Consider the following 25,040-nt stretch of genomic DNA (forward strand, 5'->3'; position numbering starts at 1 on the left):
ACTGCCTCCCGGACTTCTTTCGAGGGCTGTCCGATGCGTCGGTCGTGAGCGGTCCGACAGCGACGCTATCGCGTCCGGTGATTCGGGGCGGTCATGCCACGGTGGTGGGTCGGTAGACCGGGATCGTCACTTTCGTCCGGAACGATCTTCCGCCGCGCTTTCGTCGCTAGGATCGTCGACCCGACGGTGAGAGGAGCCCGTGCCGGTGAACGAGGACGCCACGATCAGCCGACGGATGGCCGAGGTTGCCCACGAGGTGATGGCGAAGCTTCCAGACGACGACGTGCGCGCCGCGTTCGTGTTCGGCTCGGTGGCGTGGGGCGACGCCGACGAGGCCAGCGACATTGATCTCATGTTGTGTCTGGACCGACCCGCGGACTACCGCGAGGTGACGCGCGTGCGGGTGGCCGATCTCCTCGGCCGTACCGACCCGGGCACGCTGACGTCACCGGTGTTCGCCGACATCGACCGGATCTCTGCCGAACGTTTCGCGAAGGCCGTGACCGACGGCGTCTGGCACGCGCGGGTGGCTCACTCGCTGGTCCTCACCGACACCGACGGGTGGTTCGCCGACCTGCGGGCCCAGGTCTCCGCCACCTTCCATGCCCCGGAGTCAGGTGCCCGGCGAGCCCAACCCTGGTACGACGCGAGCCTCGCGCATCTGGACGCCGCCCGCCACGCGCTCGCGGACGACCTCACCCTGGCGACCTTGCGCGCCCGACTGGCCTTGGAGAACGCCGCCGTCGGACTGCTCGAGGCCTGTGGGCTGCGGAACTCCACCACCCACTTCCTGGACAGCGCCCGCCGCGCGTTGGAGCTGACCGAGCAGACCGACCTCTACCAGCCTCTGTTGCGGGGTCTCGGCGTCGACGTCGACCTCGCCACCGCGGCCCGCGGGGTCGAGACGTTCCACGTGCTGGCCGAGGCGTTGCGGGGATGGATGGCCGATCCGGAGGTCGCAGGTCAACTGAGGCCGGAGGACGTGGCCTGGGCGGCGTTCACCTACGCCGACGAAACGTATGAGGAGGTCGCGCACAAGGTGGCCGCCATGCGCGGCGCCGGACGCTCGGCCGCCCTGGCGGCCTACGTCGACGGGCTGCTGAAGACACCCCTCCGGATGAACCTGGGCAAGGTCCTCAACCTGCGGCTGACCGGCTCGTCGCAGATCCTGTCGATCACCGAATTCCACCTCGCCCTTCGCCGTGAGACCGAGCTGTTCGAGCACTGGTGCCGTGGACTGCGGCTACCCGCCAACCGGGCCGAGATCGCCGCGGCACTCGAGCTGGCAACCCACCTGCGGGACTGCATCCCTTCGGCAAGCAACTCCCTTTGAACGAGTTGCGGCCTGGGTCACGTGGTCCCTGACTCGGGTTCCCTGCCCGTGATGTGCACGAGCATCATTCGCGGGGCGTCGAGGACGTTCGGTGCCGGGGCGTGGAGTAGCCGCGAGTTCATGAGGACGACGTCGCCCGGATCGCCGGTGAGTTCCACGACGTGAAGCGGGACACCGTCGACGACGGCGCCATCGTGGAGGAACCTCCGGGTTCTGTCGCCTGCTGAACTCCGCGTCCAAAGGTCGCGAAGCCACACGTGCCGGGACGCCAGTCGAGCTTTCAGTTCCGATGAGTGCAGGGGAGTATCCGCTGGAGACGCGGCGATACTTTGCCGAACGAGGTGGTGCGACCCAGTGACGACGACCGTCCCGCCTCCACCGGGCGCCGTTGGCGCCAGGAAGGCGAACGCGGTAACCGCATGCAGGTCCTCCTCGCCGCCAACCCCGTCGGTGTGCCAGCTCGTGGATGGGACCTCCCACGCGGCATTCACCTCGGGAAACGTCACCAACGGGCGACCCCAGACCTTCGGCCGGCGCCAGTTTTCCGTCCCCAGCAGCTCGTCAAGGGCGGTGGTCACCGGGCTCGAACCCATCGCGTTGAACACTCCAGCCCGGCTGAGGGTCTGGAAATGCCACGGCTTCTCAACTGTCCAACTCATCGGATCGTCGCGCTTGATCCCATGCGTACCGGACAGGAGCTCCCACACCTGGTCGCACATCGCTGTGACATCAGGCAGCGCGATCGCCTGGGGGAGACGCACGATGCTGAGTCGGTCGAATTGTTGGCGTTGGGCGTTCGAGAGCACGACGCCTCCTTCATCGAGCCAGGGAGAAGTGCACCAATGGGGGCCCGTAGACATCGAGTTGCCCGACGTGACGGTAGCAACGGGCCGGATCCGTGTCACCGCAGTTTCTTGCCGGCGCCTCGGGGGATGCTCGCGGGCGTGGTGATGTTGTGGCTAGCGAAACCGATGAGTTCCGCGCCGCGCGGCGGTCTGTACACACAGACTCCAACCAGGACGTGAGCGAAGGGAATCGAGATGGGCAAGACGGTCATGGGTGCGGCGGCGGTCTCGCTGGACGGCTTCATCGCCGACGACCACGACGGTGTCGGGCCGATGTTCGACTGGCTCGGCAACGGTGCCGTGGCCTGGGCCTTCGAAGGCACCGACGTCCAGGTCCACACCACGCGGGCCTCCGCCGACTTCATGCAAACCCACTACGCCGGCGTCGCCGCGAACGTCATCGGTCGCCGGGTGTTCGACATGACCAACGGCTGGGACGGCAAGCCCGCCGCCGGCGAGCACGTGTTCGTGGTCACCCACGAGCCGCCGACGGACTGGGAGTACGCCGCCACGGCGCCGTTCACGTTCGTCGACAGTGTCGAGGCGGGCATCAAGGCGGCTCAGGAGTACGCCGGCGACCGGCTGGTGGACGTGGCTGCCGGGCAGATCGGAGGCCAGGCACTACGGCTCGGCCTGATCGACCAGATCGTCGTCAATCTGGTTCCCGTGGTGCTCGGCTCGGGCCGCCCGTTCTTCGCGACGGGCACTCTGTCCGATCCGATCCCGTTCGGCAACCCCTCCCGGGTCGTCCAGGGCGACCGGGTGATGCATCTCGTGTACGACGTGATCAAGTAGCGCTCGACGGATCCGTACGTTCGGCCCACGTCCGCCTGTCTCCGGGTGAGCCCGGCCCGGGGAGCCTAGGCTGGCTCCGCTACGGAAGGGCGGTGCCATGGATGCTGACTCCCGGACCAGGGCCGCGATCGAGGAGCACTGGCTGGCCTCGGAACGCGGGGACACCGAAGCCGAGCACGCCATCTATGCCACGGACGCGATCCTGGACTACCCGCAGTCAGGTGAGCGGTTCCGGGGTCGCGCGAAGATCTCGGCGCAACGCGGTGGGCACCCGGCCGACCGGCACTTCACCGTCCAGCGGATCACCGGTCACGCGAATCTGTGGGTGAGCGAATGCACCATCACCTATGACGGTGTGTCTTCGCACTCGGTGAGCATCATGGAATTCGCCGACCAGCATGTGGTGCACGAGACGCAGTACTTCGCCGACCCGTTCGGCGCGCCGGCCTGGCGGGCCGCGCTCGCGGAGCCGATGCCGGGCCGATCCATCGCTGAAGGCTGATCCTTGGCCTCACGCCGGTCTGCCGGCTGACCAGCCAACTCCGTAGGCGGCCGATGCAGGTGACGCCAACGAGAAATGCGGATGCAACGGATGGCTGACGGCGGGTACCGTCTGCCGCGGCGTCCGACGTCCGGTCGATCCCTGGGTCGACCGGCGATCCTGGAGAGGGGTTCACGGCGAGCGATGGGTGAGCTGACGGCGACTCAACTGTATGCGTCCCGTGTCATCTCCCGGTCCTGCGGTGAGCCTGCTGAGGTGTGGCCACATGAGACGTATCGCCCCGAGTCAGTTGTGGTCGGGGCGCGGCTCGCGGACGGTGAGGAGGTCGTCCTGAAGGCGAGCGGGCACAGGTCGGGCGGCGCGGAGGCCAACACGCTCCGCCTGGCTGCCGCCGCCGGTGTCCCGGTGCCGCCGGTGCTTGATGAGGGCGAAGACCCTCGGCTGCCCGGTGGCCGTTGGATGCTCATCCGCAAGGCTCGGGGGCGGCCATGGGCGCTCCCCGCCCCCAACGTGCGCGCATCTGCTCGCACGCAGGCAGACCTCGGCCGCGTCTTTGCGCTTTTGCACGCATGCAAGCTCCCTGGCTATGGCCCGCTCAACGAGAAGGGCGAGGGCAGCTACACGCGATGGTCTGACTTTCTTCGCCAGTCCTTGACCGAGCCGTTGCGGTTTCTGCACACGGGTGGACACTTCGACCGCGAGCTTGTCACCCGCGTCGAGAACCTCTTCTCCAGCCACGCACCGATGCTGGACAGCAGGCCCGGAGTCCTCGTCCACGGCGACCTGGGAAACATGGAGATCTTCGTGGATCGCAGGAACCGAGTCGTCGACATCGTCGACTTCGGAGATGCCGTGGTCGGCGACCCGCTCTACGACTTCGCTCACTTCGTTCGCGGCGGCCCATCCGATGACCCGCGCTCGGCTGCGATCCTCCCGGGAGTACGTAGGTCCTACGCAGCCCACGGAGGCGCGGAGCCGAGAAACTGGGACCAGCTGTTCTGGATCTACGACATCTTCAACGCCGTTCGCAACGCCGAGTTCTCCGTTCGGGTGGACCTTCCTTGGGTTTCAGGCCTTCGGAACAAGGTCGATCAACTGCTCGACCAAACAGACGATTGCCCATCGCTGCGCTGAATCGACGCGGCGCGCCACCGCCACGGTGCTCCTTCGAGGATCCCGAGGGACAGGTGTGGCTCCCGGCGAGGGGCGGCGACCACGCTTAGCGACCTGGCCGCCGCCATCGGTGTGACCACCGCGTGACCGGTCCACCTTAGGCCGCCTACCCGGGAACCGGCCGCGCGGTGGAGGTCCTACTGTCGAGGGTGTGTTCGCGCCCTACGCCAGTCTGCTTCGCCAACCCGGCGCTCTGAAATTCTCCGTCAGCGGACTGCTCGCGCGGCTGCCGATCTCGATGGTGTCGCTGGGGCTCGTCGTCCTGGTCTCAGCGAAGACGAGTTCGTACGGCCTGGCCGGGACCGTTTCCGCGGCCTACGTCGTCCTCCGGGCGGTCGGCTCGCCACTGCAGGCGCGGCTGGTCGACCGGCACGGCCAGCACCGGACCCTGCCCTGGATCGCGGGGCTGAACGCGGTGGCGCTTGGCGGGGTGGTCGTCGCGGTCGAGGTGGACACGCCGCTGGTGGTGCCGATCGTTCTGGCCGGTGTGGCCGGGGCGAGCTCGCCGTCGATCGGCTCGTACGTTCGCGCGCGGTGGAGCCACATGCTGGGACGGCGGCCAGAACTGCAGACCGCGTTCGCGTTGGAGGCGGTGGCGGACGAGCTGCTCTTCATGGTGGGGCCACCGGTGGTGACGTTCCTGGCCACCGGGATCAGTCCGAACGCTGGCATCCTGGTCGCCCTCGGCTGCGGCCTGGTCGGCACCCTGGTCCTGGCCGCCCTGCGGGACACCGAACCACCCGCCCACGGCCGCGGCGGGGGCGGCGCGGCGCTGACGCCGCTGGGGTGGTCGGCGCTGCTTCCGGTGATCGCCGCGAGCGTGGGGATCGGAACCCTCTTCGGCGCGTTCGACATCTCGGTCATCGCCCTCGCCACCGAGGCGGGTGCCACGGCGTGGTCCGGCGTCCTGCTCGCGATCACCGCGACCGGTTCGATGATCTCCGCCGCGGTCCTCGGCACCCGGACGCTGCGCAAGCCGCCGTTGACGCGATTCCGGATCGGCGCGGTGGCGATCACGGCGGCGATGGTGCCGTTGCCGTTCGTCTCTCACCTGGGCCTGCTGGTGCCGATCGTGTTCCTCACCGGGCTGACGATCTCGCCGACCATGATCGCGAGCGTGGCCCGGGTGGAGGAGGTCGTGCCCAACAATCGGCTCAGCGAAGGCATCGCCTGGTCGACGAGCGCGCTGGTCAGCGGAATCGCCCTCGGTGGAGCCGTCGCCGGCCAGGTGATCGACGGCCACGGGGCGAACGCGGGGTTCTTCGTGTCGCTGACCGCGGGCGCGCTGGCGATGATGCTGGCGTGGTCCGGCGGCCTGCGGGCGGTGGCTCCGCGCGGGTCGACTCCTTGACTCCCGAGCGGTCGTTGAGCGCGTACGACGGGTCGGTGTCACCACGGCGGCGGCCACGTCGATGCCGCCCGGCGGCGCTGGTCAGTCGCCGGTGCCGGCCGCGTCGAGGCGTTCCAGGTGGGCGGCGTCGAGTACCAGGTCCAGGGCGCCGAGCTGCTCCTCCAGCTGCTCGACCGTGCCGGCCGCGGTGACCGGGATGATGGCCGGGTCGCCCTGCATCATCCAGGCGAGGACGACCTGGTTCGCGGTGGCACCCAACTCCTTCGCCACGGCGTTCAGGACGTCGAGTCGGGCGAGGTTGCTCGGGTGCTCGTAGGCCAGCTCGAACGGCCTCCGATCTGCCCGGGTGTAGCCGCCGCGCAGCAGCGGCTTGTAGCCCAGCACCGCGAAGTCCGGCTCGGTCCGGGCGTAGTCGACCAGCTCCGGCGTGACCACGCTCCCGTCGGCCCGGTCCGGGCGCGGCCAGAGGTAGGTGTGCAGCTGCTGCACACAGGAGTACGGCGGGAGCCCGGCGGCGCGGGCCAGGGCCCGGGCGCGCTCGATCCGCCAGACCGGCGTGTTGCTGCATCCGATGACGGAGGCAAACCCTTCCCTGGCGAGTTGGCCGAACGTCTCGACCGTTTCCGCCAGGTCCGGAGCCCGGTCGTCCCAGTGCGCGTAGTAGAGGTCGATCCGGTCGACCCCCAGCCGCTTCAGGCTGCCCTCGACGCCCGCCCGTACGGCCTTGGCCGACAGGCCCTCCCAGTTCTCGAACGCCGGGTCGCCGGGCGACTTGGTAGAAAGCGCACCGACCTTGGTCGCGACCACCATCTGGTCGCGGACGCCACGGCTGCGCATCCAGCGGCCGATGACCTGCTCGCTCTCTCCGCCCACGCCGTTGTCGGCCCACTGGTCGTAGTTGTTGGCCGTGTCGAGGAACGTGCCGCCGGCGGCATGGAAGCGGTCGAGCAACGCGAACGAGGTCTCCTCGTCGGTGCTGGTCCCGAACGGAATGGTTCCCAGACACATCTCGCTCACCGCGATCGTGCCGTGCTCGTCTCCCAGCTTTCGCTGCCGCACATCCGCCTCCTCGTAGCCGGCTCCGGTATAGGCAACCAGTCGGCCGAACGGTGTGAGCGTACGGGCGAGTCGGCGCGTTTCCGCGAGCCAATCGACGGCGCTGGTCCCGAACCAATCGGCCTGGGTCCGGCGCCGGCGAAGACGCTCGCCCTTCGCGAGGACGGCACCCGCCACCTGGATGTCGGGTGAACGAGGCAGGACTCAGGAGGTGGCGGCGGCGGAGCCTCGGACTACGAGGCTGGTTGCCAGTTCGACGTGATGGGAGTCGACCTTCTCGCCGGCGGCGAGTTGGAGCGCGGTGCGGAGAGCCACGGCGCCCATGTCTTGGAGCGGCTGCTTCACCGTCGTCAGCGGTGGAGACGCGAGCCGGGCCACCTGGGTGTCGTCGAAGCCGACGACGCTGAGATCCTCCGGCACGCGCAGCCCCCGGGCACGCGCCGCCTCGATGACTCCGAGCGCGGCTTCGTCGGTTCCGGCGAAGATCGCGGTCGGCGGATCGGGCAGGTCGAGCAGGATTGCCCCGCCTGCCAGGCCGTCGTCGTACCGGGAGTCCTGAAGTCGGACGTACTCCTTGGGTACGGCCGCGCCCACGGCCTCCATCGCGCTGCGGAAACCACTCATCCGCGCCTTGGCGCAGCCTGAGGTCGCTGGACCGCCGAGGTAGGCGATGCGCCGGTGCCCGAGCGACAGCAGGTGCTGGGTGGCTGCCATCCCACCGGCGAAGTTCGTCGACCCCACACTCGTCACGCCCGGCGCAGGGGTGTTGGCCGGGTCGACGACCACGAAGGGCAGCCGGGCTCGGGACAGCGCCGCCAGGTCGGCGTCGCTCAGCTCGCTGGAGATGCCGATGGCTGCGCGGCGGCCGGACGCGATCAGGTCCTGGATCCAGCGCGCCGCCCGGGCCGTGCTGGACGTCTGCGGGTGCGGGCGCGGCGGCCGCGTGGTCAGTACGACGTCCACCCCGGCGAGCTGGCCGGCTTCGACGACTCCCTGGATCACCTCGAGCGAGTAGCTGTTCACGACACCCTGGTAGAACAGCTCGACCGAACCCCGCTCCGCCGGCTCAGTCCGCCGTCCGACGTACCCGTGCTTCTGGAGTACGTCCTGCACTCGTCTGCGGGTCGCGAGCGAGACATCGCTCCGTCCGTTCAGCACCTTGGAGACGGTGGCGATCGACACCCCTGCGGAGGTGGCGACGGTGGCCAGGGTGACCGGGCGCTTCACACGCGGCACCTGCTCACCCTCCTCCTGCTACTCCACGTCGCCGGTGATGGGCGTCAGGTCGACCGGGGTCGTCATTCTACGGTCGTGCTCCACCGCTCCTCACGTCTCCCGTGATCCACGGCAGGCGGCGTCGGTCGCCGCGTGCGGCTCCGGTGTCACCCCGGCGGTGGGCCGCACCCGGGCGTTCGGAGGGGCTGCGGCAGAGCTGGGAGTGATCAACAAGGAGTTGCCGAACTTCGGCTGATGCCATGACAAATTTCGAAAAGTTTCGAGGTTTCTGTGCTGGGTTGTCGTAGTCGTCACGGCTACCCAGAAAAGAGTAGTTTCCTACATCACTAATTGGCTATTCCACGATGTAGGCGGCTATTCCGTGGTGCCAACTGTGACCCGGAACTAGGTCTAGTTCAAGTCTTGACAGCGAAACAATGCGAAACCTAGGTTACGAAACATTGTCTTGACCGGCAGGTGCTTCGGCTACCTCGTGGGCAGCCGGCACGGGCGTTCCCGTGCCGACGACCCCCGCACCTGGAAACCACACGCCGTGGAGTGGTCCTGCGGCATCGAGCACGGAGAGCACTGTGGAGTCCTGGACGACATCTCGGCGTACCTTTCTTCGCCTGACCGCCGGAGGCGCTCTCGCCGCCGGTCTGGCAGCCTGCGGCACCTCTGGCCCGAAGACGTTCGGCACCACCACCGGCGGCGGCACCGGTGCTGGCGACGCTACGTACTGGTTCCTCACCGGCCAGCCCCAGCAGGCCATCCTCGAGGCCCAGGTCAAGCGGTTCAACGCCGCGAACCCGGACACCCAGATCACCTCGACCGAGTTCCAGAACGACGCGTTCAAGCAGAAAATCAAGACGGCCATCGGCGCCGGCCAGGGCCCGACGCTGATCTGGGGCTGGGGAGGCGGCGGCCTCAGGTCCTACGTCGATGCCGGCCAAGTCGAGGACCTGACCGGCTGGTTCGGCCAGAACGCCAAGCTGAAGAACTCCATCTTCCCGTCCTCCTTCGGCGCGGCCACCGTGAACGGCAAGATCTACGCGATGCCGGTCGAGACCACAACTCCGATCGTGCTGTTCTGGAACAAGCGCGTCTTCGAGAAGGTTGGCGTGCGGCCCCCGAAGTCGTGGGGCGACATCATGGACCTGGTGCCGAAGTTCAACCGACACGGCATCGCGCCGTTCTCGCTCGGCGGCCAGTCGCGCTGGACCAACATGATGTGGCTGGAGTTCCTCTTCGACCGGATCGGCGGCACCGAGGTCTTCCAGGCCATCTTCGAGGGCAAGGCGAACGGGTGGTCCCACCCGTCGGCCCTCAAGGCGCTCGGCGAGATGCAGAAGCTGATCAAGGCAAACGGCTTCATCAAGGGCTTCTCCTCCATCACCGCCGACTCCAACGCCGACCAGGCGCTGCTCTACACCGGCAAGGCCGCGATGATGCTGCACGGTTCCTGGACGTACGGCAGCATGAAGGACGCCGGCGGCGACTTCGTTACCGGCGGCCACCTGGGCTACATGAACTTCCCACCGGTCGAGGGCGGGAAGGGCGACCCGAGTAACACCGTCGGCAACCCGGGCCAGTACCTCTCGATCTCCTCCAAGGCGAGCCAGGCGGAGAAGGACACCGCGAAGAAGTTCCTGTCGACGTCGACGCTGGACGACGCGTCCGTCGAAGCCTGGGTGAAGTCCGGCAACATCCCGGTGGTCACGAGCGCCAAGGACAAGTTGACGTCGGTGAGCGACAAGAACGACGCCCACTGGCTCAGGTTCGTCTACGACACCTCGGCCAACGCGAAGGTGTTCGCCCAGTCCTGGGACCAGGCGCTCAGCCCGACCCAGGCCGAGATCCTGCTCGACAACATCGCGAAGCTGTTCCAGCTGTCGATCTCACCGCGGCAGTTCGCGGACAACATGAACGCGGAGATCGGGAAGTGACCGCGACCGCACCGCCCGTCTCACCGACAGCCGCCCGTCCCGCCCCTTCCGGTGCGGGGCGGCGCGGACCCGTCGCCTGGATGGTGATTCCGGCGCTGGTGATCTTCCTCGTCTTCGGTGTCGTCCCGCTGGTCGGCGTCGTGCTGTTGAGCTTCACCCGGTGGGACGGCCTCGGCGCCATCCACGCCGCCGGCCTGTCCAGCTGGCGCTCGGTGCTCACCGATCCCGACCTTCCCCACAGCATCTGGGTGACGTTCGAGATCATGATCTTCTCCTGGGCGGTGCAGACACCGCTCAGCCTGCTGCTCGGGACATTCCTGGCGGGACGCCAGCGCTACCGCGGAGTGCTCGCGGTGATCTTCTTCGTCCCGCTGCTGCTGAGCTCGGCCGCCATCGCCATCACCTACAAGGCGCTGCTCGACCCGAACTTCGGTCTCGGCGCCGGCCTGCACATCGGTTTCCTGACCCAGGACTGGCTGGGCCAGGGCAACCTCGCCCTCGGCGTCGTCATCTTCGTGGTCTCCTGGCAGTTCATCCCGTTCCACTCGCTGATCTACCAAGGCGGCGTACGGCAGATCCCCACCTCGATGTACGAGGCGGCCTCGATCGATGGTGCTGGCCGGGTGCGGCAGTTCTTCAGCATCACCGTTCCGCAGCTGAAGTACACGATCATCATGTCGTCCACCCTGATGGTGGTGGGCTCGCTGACCTTCTTCGACCTGATCTTCGTCCTCACCGCGGGCGGTCCCGGCGATGCCACCAGTGTGCTCGCGCTGGACATGTACAAGCGCGGCTTCCAGGCCAACCTGATGGGCCCCGCCAGCGTGATCGCCGTACTCCTCGTGTTGCTCGGTCTGGCTCTGGCCCTGTTGCTGCGCCGGCTCGGCGGCAGTACGACGGCCAGCCAGCAGGAAGGTGCGTGACATGGCGGTGACGACCAGCGGCACGAGTACGGGTGCAGGTACGGCTTCGGCCAAGGCGGCGGCGCACGCGCACAGCGGCGAACTCCACGCCCGCAAGCTGCTCCGGCTGAACTGGTTCGGCGGTTCGGCGAGCTGGCTGTGGCTGGTGATCGTGATGGTGCCGCTGTACTGGATCGTCGTCACCAGCTTCAAGGACCAGACGGCGTACTTCACCCAGAACCCGTTCGCGCTGCCGTCCGCGCCGACGATCGAGAACTACCGGCTCGTGATCGAGTCCGATTTCCCGCGGTACTTCCTCAACAGCGTGATCGTCACCGTCGGCACGATCGTGCCGGCCGTCGCGATCGCGTTCATGGCGGCGTACGCGATCGTCCGCGGCGCCGGCAGCAGGTTCCTGGCCGGCGTCAACGGCCTCTTCCTGATGGGGTTGGCGATCCCACTGCAGGCGACCATCATCCCGGTCTACCTGCTGATCATCCGGATGCACCTGTACGACAGCCTGCTGGCGATCATCCTGCCGTCGATCGCGTTCGCGATCCCGCTGTCGGTGCTGGTGCTGGCGAACTTCATCCGGGACGTGCCCAAGGAACTCTTCGAGTCGATGCGCGTCGACGGCGCCACCGAGTGGGGCATGCTGCGCCGCCTCGCGCTGCCGTTGACCAGGCCCGCGTTGGTGACCGTCAGCATCTACAACGGCCTCAGCGTCTGGAACGGGTTCCTGCTCCCGCTGATCCTGACGCAGAGCCCGGACATGCGTACGCTGCCGCTGGCGTTGTGGACCTTCCAGGGGCAGTACAGCATCAACGTCCCGGCTGTCCTCGCGTCGGTCGTCCTCACCACCCTGCCCATCGTTCTTCTCTACGCCATCGGCCGCCGCCAACTCCTCAGCGGCCTCACCGCCGGCTTCAGCAGGTGATCGCGTCCGGAGCCGGCGCGCGAGGCCCGCGCGCGAGGCTCGCGTGACGCCCGCGCGCCGGGGATACTTCGACGTTCCCCACCATCGGCGATCTTGGCGATTTAGTCTCAGGGCATGATCGGACGTCCCGCCCAGGAGGTAGCCCGATGCCGCCCATCAACGCACTGACCGCCGCCCAGTTCTCGATCATCGTCGATGGCTACTCCGTCGGTTCGTTCTCAGAGCTGGTCGGCATCACGACCGAGGTGGAGCCGTTCGACTTCGACTCCACCGACCAGGTGGTCGGCCCCAGGAAGCTGCTGGGCAAGCCCAAGCCGCCGACCGTGGTCCTCAAGCGTGGCCAGACGCCCAGCATGGAGTTGTGGAACTGGCACGAGGCGGTGGTGTCGGGAAACATGGCGGCCGCCCGCAAGGACTGCACGCTGGTCATGTACGCCGTCGACGGCAAGCCGGTGGCCCGCTACCAGCTCTTCAAGGCGTGGCCGTCCAAGCTGGAGATAGTGACGCTGAAGGGCGGCCCGACCGAGGCGCTGTTCGAGACGGTCACGCTTGTCTGCGAGCGTCTCCAACGCCTGGCGGTCTAGCGACAACAATCGAGCGCCGGCCCGGCCTATGCAGGCCCGGGCCAATCGTGTCTCGCTACGGTGTCGCTGTGACCACTACAGAGTCGAGCCAAGCGGACTTCGGAGCGTCACTCCCTCGCAAGCAGATGGCAGCAGGGGCGCTTCTTTTCGACGCAGCTGGCCGAATCCTTCTCGTCCAGCCTACGTACAAGCAGGTGTGGGACCTTCCTGGTGGGGTGGTCGAGGCCGACGAGTCGCCGCACACGGCTGTCTGTCGGGAGTTGAAGGAAGAGCTTGGCCTGCACCGCGCGTGGCTCGATCTGCTCACTGTCGATTGGCAGTCGCCACAGGACGGAATGCTTGAGGGCATGAGGTTTGTGTTCGACGGTGGCGTGGTCCAGCCCGATGAGATCTCGGCGATCACTCTGCCCGCGGACGAGCTGCGCGGCTGGGCGTTCTGCACTCCGGAGGAGGCAAAGGGGCTCGTGTCGCCGCGGCTTGCGCGCCGGATCAGCGCTTCACTTGACGCACGGTCTGCTGGCAGAGCCGCCTACTTGGAGAATGGGTATCCGCTCGATCGGCCATGGCATGACGAGTAGTGCGCACGATGTCTCTTCAACGGCGGAGATTCCGCCCGCGTTGGCAGGTGCCGTTGAAGCCGAGATTCGAGGACGTCGTACCAAGCGAGCACAGGAGGCGATGCGCATCGACGCCAGCAAGTTCGACCAGCTACTCGCTACAGCGACACCGCTGATCCTGGCTGGCGGGCATCGACGTGACACCCCGCCGGTCGAGGGTGGTCGCTGGCCTGTGAGCGCTGTGTTTCGGCCGCGCCCACGCAGCGTGGTCGGGCAACGGCTTGATGAGCTGACTGCCGAGGCCGCTCGGCTCGCCGGCGCTGGCCATTGGCAGACCGGCCAGGCTGGCTCGGCCCATCTCACCATCCGAGCTCTGGAGTGGTACCGCAAGCACGTCCCGGCATCCGATCAAGCCGTCCACCGCTACCAGGCCGCCCTGGAGACTACGGCAGCCAAGGTCGGTCCGGTCGGATTCGAGGTCACCGGCCTCACGTTGACTCCAGGCACGGTGATGGCTTGCGCTCAACCGCTCGACGACCGGCCGGAGCAATTTCTCGACCTGTTCGCGGAGGTGCTCGGCAACGACGCCTGGCTGGAACGTGACCACTTCTCTCGCCGCGACATCTGGTACATCAACCTGCTGCACTTCACCACGAGGATCGAGCAGCCTGATGCATTGGTCGACTGGGTGGCAGCGCGGCGCACACAAGCCGTCGGGCGCATTGATGTCACGTGCGCCGAACTGATCCGGTTCCGACTTCGTGCCAACGATCGGCCTGCCATGTGGCCGGAGGTGCTGGGAACTGCTCGGCTCGGCCAAACCGTAGCCGCCAACCCGTGAGCGCTCACGGGTCTTCCCGCGCGCTGCGTCACTGCGGCCCCGGTATCGGCGTCCGGTGCGAAGCCGGACGCCGATACCGGGCAGGTCAGGTCAGGAAGGTGACACGCCGACCCGGCCGAGATGCCGGGCCAGGAACTCGTCGTCGAGCCCGAACCAGCGCACGTTGCGATGATCGCCCGGGTTGGCGTGCAGCGTCTTCTCCTTCGAGGCGAAGGCGTCGAACAGTGCGAGCGAGGATTGACGGTCGACGTGCTCGTCGTCCCAGGGGAGCAGGAACTGGATCGGGACGGTGATCCGTCTCGCCGCCTCGATCAGTTCCTGGCGCACGACAAACCCGCCACCGAAGATGGCGGCGGTGATCCTGGGTTCGACCGCCGTCAGCGGCATCCCGATCGCGGTGCCCAACGTGATGCCACCGCCGTAGCCGATCGGTGCTTCGGTGCCGATCTCGGGAAGTTGCTGCAGGGCGTCCAGAGTCGCCTGCCATTCCGGTACGGCACGCTCGGCCAGTGAGGTGCCGTAGCGGACGCTGACCGCTTTGACGCGCTCGGTATCGCCCGCCACCATGGCCTGTCGCAGGTCGGCACGTGCTTGCTCGTCCTCCGCCGTGAGCGGGCGGTCGCCGTGTCCGGGCGCATCGATGGCGACCACGGTGAAACCCCAGGTGCTCACGGCGTCATGTGCGCGGGCCATGAGTGCTGGTGTCTTCTTGTGCAGGCCGCCACCATGACCCATCAGCACCAGGGGCGCGTGATCGGAGCCGGATACGGGCGACCAGAGCACACCTGGGACCTCGCCCACGATGAAGTCGCGTTCGACGACACCGTTCGACGATGTCTCCGCAGTGAAGTGCACAGAATGCATAGGTTGTTGCCTTTCGGGAGTGCCTTGTTGGTGAGGCGCTCCCGGTGACACCTACGTCAACCGCCAGACCGTAACGAAGCAGGGGAGCGCCCACGTGCGTGCAGCGTTCATGGGTCTCACCTCCTCGCGTGATGTCACGGCGTCCGCACGTTATCAACCCAAACCCGGCGGCGTCGCACAGCCCCCGATCGCCTCGACGTGCCAGATCTACAGGGTTCGACCCAGCGCAATGATCTGCTCGAAAATGTCGTGTGCAGCCGAGCCGGTATCCGCCAGCAGGAGGCAGGTCTCGCGGGTTGAGTGTTCCCTCATTGCTACCGGGAGGCTGTGGTTGAGGCTGTCCCGGACCTGTGTAGCGATGTAGCCGAGGGCATCCGGAAGGCCGCCGTAGGCCTCCGCCTCACCGATCATTGCGTGGCCGCCGGCCGCACGGTACGCGCGGAGGGTCTGGCGTGCGCCCTCGGTGTCGAAGCGGTCGTCCCGGACGTGCCAGGTGTAGAGCCGGCTCGCGAGCTCCCGACCGGGGTCGATCGGTCCAGCGCCATCCCAGTCCAGCAGGACGAACTGCATGGTCGTTGGGTCGAAGAGCACGTTGGACGGCTGGACGTCGTGGTGGCTGAACACCAGCCGACCCCTGTCCACCGGATGGGTCTTGGCTCCGAGCCTGGCCAGCTCTGGCGCGGCGCGAGCGAGGTCGGCCGCCCACGGTCGTCCGGCCGCTTCGCCCTGCACCGCGAGGTCCAGCCACAGGGCCAGATCAGGGATGGGTGGATCACTGAGCGCGTGGTCGGGATCGACCGGGTGCTCGAGTGTGTGGAGCGTGGCGAGGGTTCGACCCAACCACTCAGAAACCCCCGGATCCTCGGGACGAGGTTCACGACCGTTGACCCAGGACGACACTCGAACGACAGCGCCGCCCACCTCGGCCAGGTACCGTCCGTCGACTGTCCGCAGGTTCTGCGGTGCACGGATTCCCGCCGCCACCGCCAGGTCCCGGAACTCGACTTCGGCGGCGATTCGCTGCTCGTCACCGCCGGCGAACAGTTCCTTCACCGCAACCGAACGTGGAGGTCCGTCGAGATCAAGCCGCCACACCTGCCCCTGACCCCCGCGCGAGATCCGGGTGAGCCGGCGTGGAACTCCCTCGAGCCCAAACACCTCGACGAGACAGGCCAGCGTGTCTTCACCAGGTTGGAGCAGCTGCACGAGCACCTCTCATGACCTCGCGATGGTCAACGCGTGATCCACCTTGTGACGTTCGCACGTTCGCACGTTCGCACGAGCCTGCCGAGGAACAGTGAAGGCCCTCCGGGTCACGCCGGCGTCATTCAACCGCATGCGCTTCTACGGGTTGCCGCAGAATCGTCCTGAGCTTGGCGGGGCCGGTCCTGCGTGGGTCGCTGAGGTAGATCTCGTGGTGCAGCCCCGTCTCCCGCAGGTTGTTGGCGGGGAGGTACTCCTGGTGCAGCCTGGTCAGGGTCGGTGTCTCGTCGTCGTAGGAGCCTATGTGGAGGACCTGGGCGCTGGTGCCCTCGTGCAGGGTCGTGGACCGAACGTCTGGAATGGCGGGAAGGCTCTTCTTGGTGAGAGCGGTGTGCTTGGCGTCTTCGATCATGTCCCCAGTGATCCAGTCGGGGACGTTGATGAGCAGTCTCCATTGCCAGTTGTCCTTGAGCCTGGCCAGGAAGTCGTCCAGGTCGTCCGCCCACCACAGTCCCTCGAGTGGGCCCACCACGAAGTCCTTGCCGAGGTCGCCTTCGCTCGCGAACTTGACGGTGTAGGCGACCGCGTAGAGCGCCTCGACCGTGTGGCGGTACGCGGCGCTGGTGTTCGGGTCGCCGTGCCCGTCGATGGCAAGGAAGCGGAGCTCGGGGACGTCGACGAGCTCCCAGTCGGTGTTCTTGGGTGCGTAGCACTTCCTGAGCTCGCGCTTGACGTCGTACTTGGCGGTCACGCCGAGGCTCCTCCCTGGTGCATGCGGCTCAAGCCTTTCGAGTTGATCCCGCCTCGCGGTGACGTGCCCGCCAAGGTCTTCCGCGGTCGTAGCCCGCATGCACCGCCCGATCGTCTGGGTCGAGGTCGGCGAACACGACCTGAGGGGTTCCATCGGCTCGGCCACGTGCCAGCCATCGATCTGGGGCGGCGACGCCTGAGGTCACGGATTCCGGGGCAGTACCGGGTACGGCGAACGCGATCCACATGTCGGTCAACAGCGCGTGGGCCAACGGCCGGCGATCATCCAGTGACTCTGCTGCTGGTCCGTCACTGTAGCTGGCCAGCAGTACGCAGTCCGCGCCCAGCGACTCGTACTCGACGAACACTTCCGGCAAACGTGCTTCGATGCAAAGGGCGCATCCGAAGCGCATCCCATCGACCGAGAAGATCGTCGTGTGGTCACCGGCCGCGTACATGAACGATGACTCGGTGTTGGAGAGATACCGCTTGTCGTACCTGGCTTCCACGACTCCGACGTCACTGATCACATACAAGCTGTTGAACGGCCGTCCAGAGTCGGACTCGCGGTGCACCGAACCGACCACGGTCCACAGTCCAAGCTGTCCGGCTCGCTCGATCGTCTGCTGCCGCTCAGCGGCGAGTACCTGCCAGTCCACTCGTGACCAGTCCGACTCGGCCAGCCGATCCGGATCGCTCGACATGAGCCGCTTGCCGGGATACCCCGACAGCGCCCCCTCCGTGAACAACAGGAGCCGAGCACCGCCCTCGGCGGCCAACCCCATCAGCTCCCGAACCCGACGCCCTTGCTCCCGAATCGATTCCGCATCCGGAGAGTTCGTTCCGACACCCTGCGCCACCGCGATCCTCAACACCGCCACAGCACCCGATCATCGCGCACACTCGCAGTCAGGCACCAACCGGCACAGCGTCTTCGACGCTACTTCTGCAATCCACCCGCAGGCGGTGTCAAGCCAGAAGTTCGGCCACCTGCTCATACCCCGTGACGATCCAGGTTTGCTTGGCTGCCTTACGGCTGTGATGGGCCCCCATCGCCGCCTGAGCCTGCGCCCAACGGACGGCCCGTTCACGGTCTATCTCGGCGGCGTCGGCAAAAATGGCCAACCGCCGCCGCAGTTCGACCTCCGGGTCGTCGGCTTGGAGCAGGCTGTCGGCACCGCGGAGGAGCACCTGGAGTGCGTCGGAGGCGAGGTCTCCGGCCAGTCCGGAGGGGTCGATCACCAACCATGGCTCGCGTTGGGCGCGTACGACGTTTCCGAAGTGCAGATCGCCGTGGAGCATGGTGTCAGGTTGCTTGCGGGCGAGGTCCTGAATGGTGGCGAGCGCCGCGCCCAGCGCACGCTGCGACAGGGGATGGCCCAGCAGGTCGGCACTCTCACGAAGCGACTGCTCCCACCCCTCGGCCCGATCGGCCAACCGGGGAATCCCAGGCGGGGCGGGGACTGCGAGTCGTCGGGCGAGCTGTCCTGTCACGGCGGTCGCCTGGTCGACGTCGCCGAGGTCCTCCAGCGTCTGCCATTCGCCCTGCTCCAGCAGCATGGCGAACCTCGCGTCGTCCCGTTCGTACATCAGCACAGCACCACGCCCACCCCAGACGGCATAGGCGTGAGGTTCGTACACGTTGGCTGGATGGGTGAAGGAGATCTTCAGGACCGCGGGGGTGCCGTCGTGACGCCGCACGGGCAGGATGATCCCGAGATGGCCACGTGTGATCGGCTCGGGCTGCCTGCAGTGCCAGCGCTGCAGCAGTTCCTCCACCAAGCCTGGCAGGGACGCCAACCAGGTTCGGCCGGGATCGCCCTCACGATGGATGAGTTGCCTCGCGAAATCCTCCGGGATCTCGATCATCGCGGCAGGATAGTCGTCTACCCTGCGCCTCCGGCATAGCAGCGACGGTTGCAGGCCGTTCCGTCCAAGAGCGGTTCACTGCTGGTCCCGCGGCGATTCGTCCGCAGGGGGTCGCTTGCGCGCGGCGCGCCACCGGAACAGCCACGCCGATCCGACTCCGATGATGAGCAGGAGGCCCAGGACCTGGCCGCCTGGCGCGTCATCGATCCCCCCGAGCACGATGGCGGCCAGACCGATCGCGATGGTGAAGACGGCGAGAAAGGGCTTCATCGGGCTTCCTTCCACCGGTCGGACCCGCCGCCGCCAAGGGGCGTCAGCAGTCAGGCCGCGAACCATCCGCCACAGGATGGCGAGGGCGATCCGCCGGTCGCTGGTCCCATGGGCCCGTGCGTGGGCGATGTGGTCGTGGAGGTCCGCGTCGATCTCGCTGATCCGACGTTCGGCGATGGGAGTGGGCAGGCCCTGCGTGTAGGACCGCGCCCACCAGGCAACCAGCTTGGCGACGCGCTCCGGTGTCATGCGGGCTCCTAGGAGACGCGGGGGACACGTCTGCCAGCCTGACCGGTGTTGTCGGCATGGGCTCGCTCCGCCACCTGGGCCCCCTTCCCGGTGAGTTCGTACAGTCGTCGGCGGGGTCGTCCCTCAGCCGCGGCCGCGTCCTCCCACCGAGAACTGAGCAGACCGAACTCCTCCAGCCGGCTCAGGGCCTTGTACAGCGTTCCGTGGGCCGTCAAGGAACGTGACCCGCGCTGCTCCCGCATGGTCTGGGCGAGGCCGAATCCGTGGAAGGTGGTTTGGCCCGACCGCGACATCACCAGCGCCGTCACGAGGACCTCTTCCTCGAGGCGGAGCAGGGTTCCAGGCTTGCGTCGCGGCATGGGCCCGGTAATAGGAAGATATCTTCCTATTGGTCAAGCGCGACGACCCCAAGGCCCGCGGGTACGGTGCCGCGGCCCATCCTAGGCCGGGTCAGTTAGCGGCCGATCATGGAAAGGCTGCTACCGATCAGCGCTCTGCTTTGGTGTGCGTTGCCTCTCGAGGCGGGTGCGCAACAGCGCCTTGCGGTGTGCGTTTCCGTGGAGTTCCAGGTAACGGGTCCCGAAGATGGCCAGGAGCGCGTCGTCGAGCCTGCGGACAGCGCCGGGAGGATATTGGTAGCCCATTCGGGCGTTGATCGCGGAACTGTCGACAGAGGTGAGAAGCTCGGCGAGCTCCTCCAGCGACGTGATACCCAGCTCGAGCAGCAGGCCGGAAACCCATGCGTAGTGATCGGTTCGGGACCATCCGGCATCGGCGTACTGGCCGGCGAGGAAGGTCGCGAGGTTCTGCGGACTGATGCGTGGGTCGGCGACGTCGGGTTCGGGACTCTGGTCCACGGCCGAGGCCTGGAGGCGGTCCTGGATCACCGAGAACTCGTGATCAGCGAGCTCCAGGAGTCCGGCGGCCAGGGCGAATCTCCGGTCAAGGTCTGGCACATGCTCCTGCGGGATCGTCCCCTTGTAGCGGATGGCGTGCTCGAACTCCGCCCAGGCGTGCTGAAGCACTGTCCGCACCTGGACCTGGGCGCGCCGCTGCAGGAGGGTCTCGTACGCAGGAGGCGTGCTCCGCGCGGGATCAAGGGCGACGAGCAGATGCCTGCTGGCGTAGCCGAAGCGCCCTTCCCGTGCCGTCTCCATCCCCATGTCCCGGTCGTCGAGAAGCACGAGCTGGTCGCGCAGGAGGTCCGCCACTGCTGTGACGTCGCTGCGGAGGTAGGTGATGACGCGTACGCCGATCTGGTCCGTGATCTCCACGAGCGGATCCGAGTACGCCGGTGTGCCGGCGGCGCGCCGCTCGGCCTTGGCGGCGAATGACGCCACGCTCTTCGCCCGCCCGGTCACGCTCAGGTAGTTGATCCCTGCGTCGTCGAGGAGCGTGGTGACCAGGGCGACGAACCGGTCGGTCGCGTCGCGTAGCTCGGGCTGCATCGAGGCGTAGGTTTGCACCGCCTGACGGACGTGATCGTTCTGATCGGTGGTCGGCTCAGGAGGCTGTTCGAGGAGCCGTGGTGCTCGTGGTGACGGTCGGTGCCCCTCCGGGAGAGTCGGCGTGACGATGTAGCCGGAGGTGAAGTCGCCGTAGGTGGTGGTCATGGCTGGCCGCCGTTCGGCGAACATCGCGACGTAGGCACACACGACCGCGTCGACCTGGTCCTCGGTTCGGCGCAGGTCGCTCTTGCGTTCCGCGGATTCGATCTGGGCCACAAGGGCCTTCCACGCTTCGTGCTCGTCGAGGAGCAGAGGGAGAGGCGAGTCCCTGAGCCCTTCCAGCAGTCGGGTGAGTTCCAGGAGCTCCGACCTCAGCAGCGACAGGGGACGGCCAGACTTGTTCTTGTACTTCAACGTCCGCCCGAGGCGGAACAGAGCCACCGTCGCGGGATGGGGGTAGACCTCGATGGCGCGCCGACGCGAACGGGACGCCGGATCCATGTCGAGGCCGAGCGTGGTGGCCAAGCGCGCCCCTCGCGGGGGACTCGAGAGCTCGCGCTTGCCGGTGTTGGAGGGATGCGCGCCGGCGTCGAAGCGCGCGAAGTCGCGGTTGAGCGCGGTCTCGCAGGGTCGGTTGCCCGTGGCGTTCTTCACCACGAGGGGGGCGTCGATCGCGACGAGGCAGTCGCCGTCGACGTAGGGCGTCAGCGAGGCCACGATCGCGTCGTCGTGGACCTGTGCGGACACGTGCACCAGCCGTCCGTCGGCATTCAGGACCGCCAGACCGCTCTGCTTCTCGTGACCCCACGCGAGATCGACGCCGACGTAGTACATGCGCATAGCCTGCCTGCTTCAGGCGTCCGATGCACCCCAGATCCCGGCTACGACCACCGCGGCCCCAGGGCGTTCATCCCGAGCCTGCCAGCGGCGGCATGGGGCCAGCCGCGCCCACGCAAGATGACCAGATCACCCGACACGTCGCTCCGCCCTCCAGCGTGAACGCCGCCAACTGGGCGACGCTGATCAGGCGGCCACGCGGACGGCGACCTCCCTGCCGCGCCGGCCAACAAGGCGACGCAGGCCTGACCACACAACGACTACGGCCGCCGAGGCCAGGGCGAGGTTCACCGCGAACACTCCCACCGACACGTGCGTTGGATTCTCCTGCGGGAGACTGAACCGTAGATCGAGCGCGGCGCCGGCCGGTGGATCCATCGACGAGTGGTCCTGGTGCACCCACTCGAACGGGAGTCCCAGGCGGACATCGGCCAACTCGCCCGCGGTGCCGACTCGGCTGGAGTCGACCAGGAGCCCGAGGACGACCAGAACGCACGCCAGCGCCGCCACAGCGAGCGCCTTCCAGACCAACCGCCCAGAGTTCCGCACCGTCGCCATCCCTCCGTCGTTCGCAGCAGATCACGACTGTATGACCATGCCTGGGTCGCCGCTGATCTTTGGCCCAAGCGGGTGCAGTTGGCCTGCGCCGATGCTGCGGGGGTGCCCTATGCCATGAAGCCTCCGTCGACGTTCAGGGTCGCGCCCGTCAGGAAGGTCGCGTCGGGGCCGACGAGGAAGGAGATCGTCCCCGCGATCTCCTCGGGACGTCCGTACCGGCCCAGCGCGTTCATCGACCGTTGGGTGTCGGCGAACGGTCCGGTGTCGGGGTTCATGTCGGTGCTGACGGAGCTGACCTGCACGGCGTTGACGGTGATGCCGCGAGGTCCGAGGTCGCGGGCCCAGCCGCGGGTGTATGCGGCCACCGCGGCCTTCGTCGCCGAGTAGTCGCCGAGTCCGGGGAACGGCGTCCGGTCGGCGGCCGTCGAGCTCATCGACACGATCCGCCCGCCATCGCTCATCACCCGCACCGCGGCACGCGTGGTGGCGGCGACGCCCCACACGTTGGTGGCGAGCTGGCGGTCGAACGCGTCCAGGTCGGTGTCCTTGGCGTCGACCGGGCCGGTCACGAACACGGCGGCGTTGTTGATGAGGATGTCGAGCCGGCCGAACGAGTCCATCACCAGGTCGACCAGGTGCGCGGCCTGTTCCGGGTCGGACTGATCCGCCGCGAAGGCCGCGCCTCGTACTCCGAACTTCTCGATCGCCTTCACTACGTCCTCCGCCTGCTGGGCGGCGGACCGGTAGCTGATGGCGACGTCAGCGCCCTCGCGGGCGAGCCGGATCGCCGTGGCCGCGCCGATGCCGCGGGATCCGCCCGTGACCAGTGCGGCCTTGCCGGCCAGTGCTCGCTCGGTCATGAGTCCTCCAGTCTTGTGGCCGCACCATCCGGGCCAATAATTGAATGTGCGTTCTTATTGAATGTACACTCAACATTGAAGCGCTCCGACCGAGACCTGTCAACCAGGTGGACATTTCGGGCGAGAGGGCGATTTCGAAGCGCCGCGCATGCGCCGTCCAGGGCGCACTCGGTCACCGGCTGACGCGGGGAGCCAGGCACGGCGTGGTGGTCGCCTTCGGTGTCGCCACCTCCGGACGCGGGGGTGTGGGGACGTCGGCGCGCCGAGGGCGTGGGATCGCTCCTCGGGTGGCTCATGCCTCCCAGGGCAGGCGTCGAACGGCGAGATCGACGAGGTTCAGCAGCGCTTCGCGGCTGGCGCCCGACGCGGCCTCCACGGCGATACCTTCCGCGAGGGCGACCACGTACCGTGCGGCAATGCGGGGTTCGACATCCGCGGAAAGGTCACCGCTCTCCTGCGCCTGGGCAAAGCGCTCGGTGAGCATGACCCGGGCGGCCTTGCGGCGATCGGTCAGGTCCTGACCGACCTCCCGGGCCGCGTCTCCGGTGACGAGCGCGCCCTGCACCAGAAGGCAGCCGGCAGGGGTCGTCTCTCCCGTGGCGCTCTCCGAGGCTCCGGTGAGCCAGCGACGGATGACCTCCCGGACGCTGTCCGCTTCGACGCTGTGTGAGCCGTAGGAGAAGGCGGTGGCGACGTATCGGTCGACGACCTGCTTGAACAGTCCGGCCTTGGAACCGAAGGCGGCGTAGATACTGCCGGGGTTGAGGCCGGTCGCTTCACTGAGGTCGGCCATGGTCGTGCCCTCATAGCCCTTGCCCCAGAAGACGTTCAGTGCCGCCTGGAGGACCTGGTCGAGGTCGAACTCGCGGGGACGCCCCCTCGCCATCGCGCACCTCCGATTTGCGAAGTGTTCATTCAATATAACGCTCTGTCCCGGCTGGTCGGCCGGCAGGCCAGGCCGCTGACGGGTCGACGTGCTGTTCGCCGTCGCGGCCACGGGCGTCAACCCGATTGATGTCTCAACCTCGCGGTTGGCATGGTGAGGTCATGCTGAGGATTGTGACGCTCACCTCGCCCCGCGACGTGGCCTTCGGTCGCTGGCATGAAATCTCGGTCGCCGTGCGCCGTCACGACGAGGTTGACCCGCCACTCCTGGGCTTGGATCGCCAGCGGGACCTCTTCGAAACCGATAGCAGCGCGCAGAGGCGAGAACTACTCCTCGCCATGCAGGATGAATGCCCGGTCGGGGCCGGTGAGATCCTCCTGAGCCTGAAGGACCACGCACATCCCGTCGAGTTTGCGATCTGGGTGCTCCCTGACCTGAGAAGACGGGGCATCGGCTCCGAACTTCTCGACCACATCAGGCGACGAGCTACAGAGGAGGCCCAGACGAGGATGCTCACAACGGTGATCGGTCCGCCAGATCGCGTCCTTGCGGACGCGAAGTTCCTGGAGCGAAGCACGTTCACGCTCGCCAACACCATGGTCGGTCGGACCCTGCGACTCCCGGTGGGCGACGCGATGTTGAACGAGCTTGCGACGAAGGCGAACGCTCGAGCCGGGTCGTACCACATCGCCAGCTGGGTTGGGCCTTGCCCAGGCGCGTATGCCGAGCGCTACGCGCGGCTACGGGGCCTCCACCTCAATGACGCCCAGACCGGCGCAGTCGATGTCGACCGAAAACGTTGGGACGTCGCACGCCTACGTGAAGAGGAAGAACAGTTCTTTCGGAGCGGCCTCAGGGTCTACACGACCGCCGCACTCGACGCGACGAGCAATCTCGTTGCCTACACCCGCGTCTTCGTACGCACCGACGAACTGAGTCTGGCCTCTCAGGGCCAAACCCTTGTCGTGCGTGAGCACCGCGGCAATCGTCTCGGTCTCGCCGTCAAGGTCGCAAACCTTCGCGCCGTCCAGGCTGCAGAGCCGATGGTGAACCGTATCGGCACAGCGACCGCCGAGCACAACTCCGCCATGATCGCCATCAACCAAGAACTCGGCTTTCAGGTCCACGACGGTCAGTCAGGAGTGGCAGCGCACGGTTGTGTGAACCCGGCTGAGGCCAACGAGTTGCACCCAAGCTGAGCGTCAACGG

The 25,040-nt window shown here is 67.4% G+C and carries 26 protein-coding genes; 12 read left to right on the forward strand and 14 right to left on the reverse strand.

Annotated elements, in window-relative coordinates; genetic code table 11:
- Positions 1 to 205: 205 nt before the first annotated feature.
- A complete protein-coding gene (locus tag HEB94_RS12630) occupies positions 206 to 1,333 on the forward strand; it encodes a nucleotidyltransferase domain-containing protein (protein ID WP_202896310.1) in 1,128 nt (375 codons plus the stop codon).
- A gap of 17 nt (positions 1,334 to 1,350) precedes the next feature.
- Here HEB94_RS12630 and HEB94_RS12635 read toward each other — a convergent pair whose 3' ends face one another.
- A complete protein-coding gene (locus HEB94_RS12635; protein ID WP_192750060.1) occupies positions 1,351 to 2,139 on the reverse strand; it encodes a phytanoyl-CoA dioxygenase family protein in 789 nt (262 codons plus the stop codon).
- 234 nt (positions 2,140 to 2,373) lie between these two features.
- Here HEB94_RS12635 and HEB94_RS12640 point away from each other — a divergent pair, with 234 nt between their 5' ends.
- The 4 genes from HEB94_RS12640 (at position 2,374) to HEB94_RS12655 (ending at position 5,999) form a co-directional block, all read left to right on the forward strand.
- Positions 2,374 to 2,973, forward strand: a complete 600-nt coding sequence (locus tag HEB94_RS12640) for a dihydrofolate reductase family protein (RefSeq protein ID WP_192750061.1) — start codon at positions 2,374 to 2,376, stop codon at positions 2,971 to 2,973.
- A gap of 97 nt (positions 2,974 to 3,070) precedes the next feature.
- A complete protein-coding gene (locus HEB94_RS12645; protein WP_192750062.1) occupies positions 3,071 to 3,475 on the forward strand; it encodes a nuclear transport factor 2 family protein in 405 nt (134 codons plus the stop codon).
- Positions 3,476 to 3,730: 255 nt separating this feature from the next.
- Entirely contained in the window at positions 3,731 to 4,609 is an 879-nt protein-coding gene (locus HEB94_RS12650; RefSeq protein WP_192750063.1) for a phosphotransferase, read from the forward strand.
- Positions 4,610 to 4,799: 190 nt separating this feature from the next.
- The gene (locus HEB94_RS12655) at positions 4,800 to 5,999 is read left to right on the forward strand and encodes an MFS transporter (RefSeq protein ID WP_192750064.1); all 1,200 of its coding nucleotides are present in this window, start codon (positions 4,800 to 4,802) and stop codon (positions 5,997 to 5,999) included.
- Between the two features lie 81 nt (positions 6,000 to 6,080).
- Here the strand turns inward: HEB94_RS12655 and HEB94_RS12660 are convergent, their stop codons facing one another.
- Both HEB94_RS12660 and HEB94_RS12665 read right to left on the reverse strand, forming a co-directional pair.
- On the reverse strand, positions 6,081 to 7,058 hold the full coding sequence (locus HEB94_RS12660) for an aldo/keto reductase (protein WP_337917634.1): 978 nt from the start codon (positions 7,056 to 7,058) through the stop codon (positions 6,081 to 6,083).
- Positions 7,059 to 7,259: 201 nt separating this feature from the next.
- Complete coding sequence (locus HEB94_RS12665) at positions 7,260 to 8,291, reverse strand: LacI family DNA-binding transcriptional regulator (RefSeq protein WP_337917635.1); 1,032 nt, start codon at positions 8,289 to 8,291, stop codon at positions 7,260 to 7,262.
- A gap of 569 nt (positions 8,292 to 8,860) precedes the next feature.
- Here HEB94_RS12665 and HEB94_RS12670 point away from each other — a divergent pair.
- The 6 genes from HEB94_RS12670 (at position 8,861) to HEB94_RS12695 (ending at position 14,037) form a co-directional block, all read left to right on the forward strand.
- Positions 8,861 to 10,216, forward strand: coding sequence for an extracellular solute-binding protein (locus HEB94_RS12670; RefSeq protein WP_192750065.1), 1,356 nt, complete (start codon positions 8,861 to 8,863; stop codon positions 10,214 to 10,216).
- Complete coding sequence (locus HEB94_RS12675; protein ID WP_337917636.1) at positions 10,213 to 11,139, forward strand: carbohydrate ABC transporter permease; 927 nt, start codon at positions 10,213 to 10,215, stop codon at positions 11,137 to 11,139. Before HEB94_RS12670 ends, HEB94_RS12675 begins: the two co-directional genes overlap by 4 nt.
- A gap of 1 nt (position 11,140) precedes the next feature.
- Entirely contained in the window at positions 11,141 to 12,055 is a 915-nt protein-coding gene (locus HEB94_RS12680; RefSeq protein ID WP_192750066.1) for a carbohydrate ABC transporter permease, read from the forward strand.
- A gap of 146 nt (positions 12,056 to 12,201) precedes the next feature.
- Positions 12,202 to 12,639 (forward strand): phage tail protein, encoded by a 438-nt coding sequence (locus HEB94_RS12685; RefSeq protein ID WP_192750067.1) that lies wholly within the window; start codon positions 12,202 to 12,204, stop codon positions 12,637 to 12,639.
- A 68-nt stretch (positions 12,640 to 12,707) separates the two neighbouring features.
- The gene (locus HEB94_RS12690) at positions 12,708 to 13,217 is read left to right on the forward strand and encodes an NUDIX hydrolase (protein WP_337917637.1); all 510 of its coding nucleotides are present in this window, start codon (positions 12,708 to 12,710) and stop codon (positions 13,215 to 13,217) included.
- Positions 13,180 to 14,037, forward strand: a complete 858-nt coding sequence (locus tag HEB94_RS12695; RefSeq protein ID WP_192750068.1) for a hypothetical protein — start codon at positions 13,180 to 13,182, stop codon at positions 14,035 to 14,037. Before HEB94_RS12690 ends, HEB94_RS12695 begins: the two co-directional genes overlap by 38 nt.
- A 90-nt stretch (positions 14,038 to 14,127) precedes the next feature.
- Here HEB94_RS12695 and HEB94_RS12700 read toward each other — a convergent pair whose 3' ends face one another.
- The 11 genes from HEB94_RS12700 to HEB94_RS12750 form a co-directional block, all read right to left on the reverse strand.
- On the reverse strand, positions 14,128 to 14,901 hold the full coding sequence (locus HEB94_RS12700) for a dienelactone hydrolase family protein (RefSeq protein ID WP_192750069.1): 774 nt from the start codon (positions 14,899 to 14,901) through the stop codon (positions 14,128 to 14,130).
- A 207-nt stretch (positions 14,902 to 15,108) separates the two neighbouring features.
- The gene (locus tag HEB94_RS12705; RefSeq protein WP_192750070.1) at positions 15,109 to 16,113 is read right to left on the reverse strand and encodes a phosphotransferase; all 1,005 of its coding nucleotides are present in this window, start codon (positions 16,111 to 16,113) and stop codon (positions 15,109 to 15,111) included.
- Between the two features lie 112 nt (positions 16,114 to 16,225).
- Entirely contained in the window at positions 16,226 to 16,855 is a 630-nt protein-coding gene (locus tag HEB94_RS12710) for a GyrI-like domain-containing protein (protein WP_337917638.1), read from the reverse strand.
- Positions 16,856 to 16,883: 28 nt separating this feature from the next.
- Entirely contained in the window at positions 16,884 to 17,735 is an 852-nt protein-coding gene (locus tag HEB94_RS12715) for a nitrilase-related carbon-nitrogen hydrolase (protein WP_192750072.1), read from the reverse strand.
- An 88-nt stretch (positions 17,736 to 17,823) separates the two neighbouring features.
- Complete coding sequence (locus tag HEB94_RS12720) at positions 17,824 to 18,723, reverse strand: aminoglycoside phosphotransferase family protein (protein WP_192750073.1); 900 nt, start codon at positions 18,721 to 18,723, stop codon at positions 17,824 to 17,826.
- A gap of 75 nt (positions 18,724 to 18,798) precedes the next feature.
- Positions 18,799 to 19,242 carry a hypothetical protein gene (locus HEB94_RS12725; protein WP_192750074.1) on the reverse strand — a complete coding sequence of 148 codons (444 nt, stop codon included), beginning with the start codon at positions 19,240 to 19,242 and terminating at the stop codon, positions 18,799 to 18,801.
- A gap of 8 nt (positions 19,243 to 19,250) precedes the next feature.
- Entirely contained in the window at positions 19,251 to 19,601 is a 351-nt protein-coding gene (locus HEB94_RS12730; protein ID WP_202896311.1) for a PadR family transcriptional regulator, read from the reverse strand.
- 120 nt (positions 19,602 to 19,721) lie between these two features.
- Positions 19,722 to 21,530, reverse strand: a complete 1,809-nt coding sequence (locus tag HEB94_RS12735; RefSeq protein WP_273375445.1) for a DUF429 domain-containing protein — start codon at positions 21,528 to 21,530, stop codon at positions 19,722 to 19,724.
- A 183-nt stretch (positions 21,531 to 21,713) separates the two neighbouring features.
- A complete protein-coding gene (locus tag HEB94_RS12740; RefSeq protein WP_192750075.1) occupies positions 21,714 to 22,076 on the reverse strand; it encodes a hypothetical protein in 363 nt (120 codons plus the stop codon).
- A 116-nt stretch (positions 22,077 to 22,192) separates the two neighbouring features.
- Positions 22,193 to 22,945 carry an SDR family NAD(P)-dependent oxidoreductase gene (locus tag HEB94_RS12745; RefSeq protein ID WP_192750076.1) on the reverse strand — a complete coding sequence of 251 codons (753 nt, stop codon included), beginning with the start codon at positions 22,943 to 22,945 and terminating at the stop codon, positions 22,193 to 22,195.
- Between the two features lie 292 nt (positions 22,946 to 23,237).
- Positions 23,238 to 23,831 (reverse strand): TetR/AcrR family transcriptional regulator, encoded by a 594-nt coding sequence (locus tag HEB94_RS12750; protein WP_192750077.1) that lies wholly within the window; start codon positions 23,829 to 23,831, stop codon positions 23,238 to 23,240.
- Between the two features lie 161 nt (positions 23,832 to 23,992).
- Here HEB94_RS12750 and HEB94_RS12755 point away from each other — a divergent pair, with 161 nt between their 5' ends.
- A complete protein-coding gene (locus HEB94_RS12755) occupies positions 23,993 to 25,030 on the forward strand; it encodes a GNAT family N-acetyltransferase (RefSeq protein WP_192750078.1) in 1,038 nt (345 codons plus the stop codon).
- Positions 25,031 to 25,040: the final 10 nt, after the last annotated feature.

Source organism: Actinopolymorpha pittospori (assembly GCF_014873875.1).
GTDB classification, from domain to species: Bacteria; Actinomycetota; Actinomycetes; order Propionibacteriales; family Actinopolymorphaceae; genus Actinopolymorpha; species Actinopolymorpha pittospori.

Excerpts from the sequence above, each read along its gene's own strand:
- HEB94_RS12640 (WP_192750061.1), top strand. The coding sequence starts at position 2,374 with ATGGGCAAGACGGTCATGGGTGCGGCGGCGGTCTCGCTGGACGGCTTC.
- HEB94_RS12645 (WP_192750062.1), top strand. The coding sequence starts at position 3,071 with ATGGATGCTGACTCCCGGACCAGGGCCGCGATCGAGGAGCACTGGCTG.
- HEB94_RS12680 (WP_192750066.1), top strand. The coding sequence starts at position 11,141 with ATGGCGGTGACGACCAGCGGCACGAGTACGGGTGCAGGTACGGCTTCG.
- HEB94_RS12685 (WP_192750067.1), top strand. The coding sequence starts at position 12,202 with ATGCCGCCCATCAACGCACTGACCGCCGCCCAGTTCTCGATCATCGTC.
- HEB94_RS12695 (WP_192750068.1), top strand. The coding sequence starts at position 13,180 with ATGGGTATCCGCTCGATCGGCCATGGCATGACGAGTAGTGCGCACGAT.
- HEB94_RS12700 (WP_192750069.1), bottom strand. The coding sequence starts at position 14,901 with ATGCATTCTGTGCACTTCACTGCGGAGACATCGTCGAACGGTGTCGTC.
- HEB94_RS12720 (WP_192750073.1), bottom strand. The coding sequence starts at position 18,723 with ATGATCGAGATCCCGGAGGATTTCGCGAGGCAACTCATCCATCGTGAG.
- HEB94_RS12725 (WP_192750074.1), bottom strand. The coding sequence starts at position 19,242 with ATGACACCGGAGCGCGTCGCCAAGCTGGTTGCCTGGTGGGCGCGGTCC.
- HEB94_RS12730 (WP_202896311.1), bottom strand. The coding sequence starts at position 19,601 with ATGCCGCGACGCAAGCCTGGAACCCTGCTCCGCCTCGAGGAAGAGGTC.
- HEB94_RS12735 (WP_273375445.1), bottom strand. The coding sequence starts at position 21,530 with ATGCGCATGTACTACGTCGGCGTCGATCTCGCGTGGGGTCACGAGAAG.
- HEB94_RS12745 (WP_192750076.1), bottom strand. The coding sequence starts at position 22,945 with ATGACCGAGCGAGCACTGGCCGGCAAGGCCGCACTGGTCACGGGCGGA.
- HEB94_RS12750 (WP_192750077.1), bottom strand. The coding sequence starts at position 23,831 with ATGGCGAGGGGGCGTCCCCGCGAGTTCGACCTCGACCAGGTCCTCCAG.
- HEB94_RS12755 (WP_192750078.1), top strand. The coding sequence starts at position 23,993 with ATGCTGAGGATTGTGACGCTCACCTCGCCCCGCGACGTGGCCTTCGGT.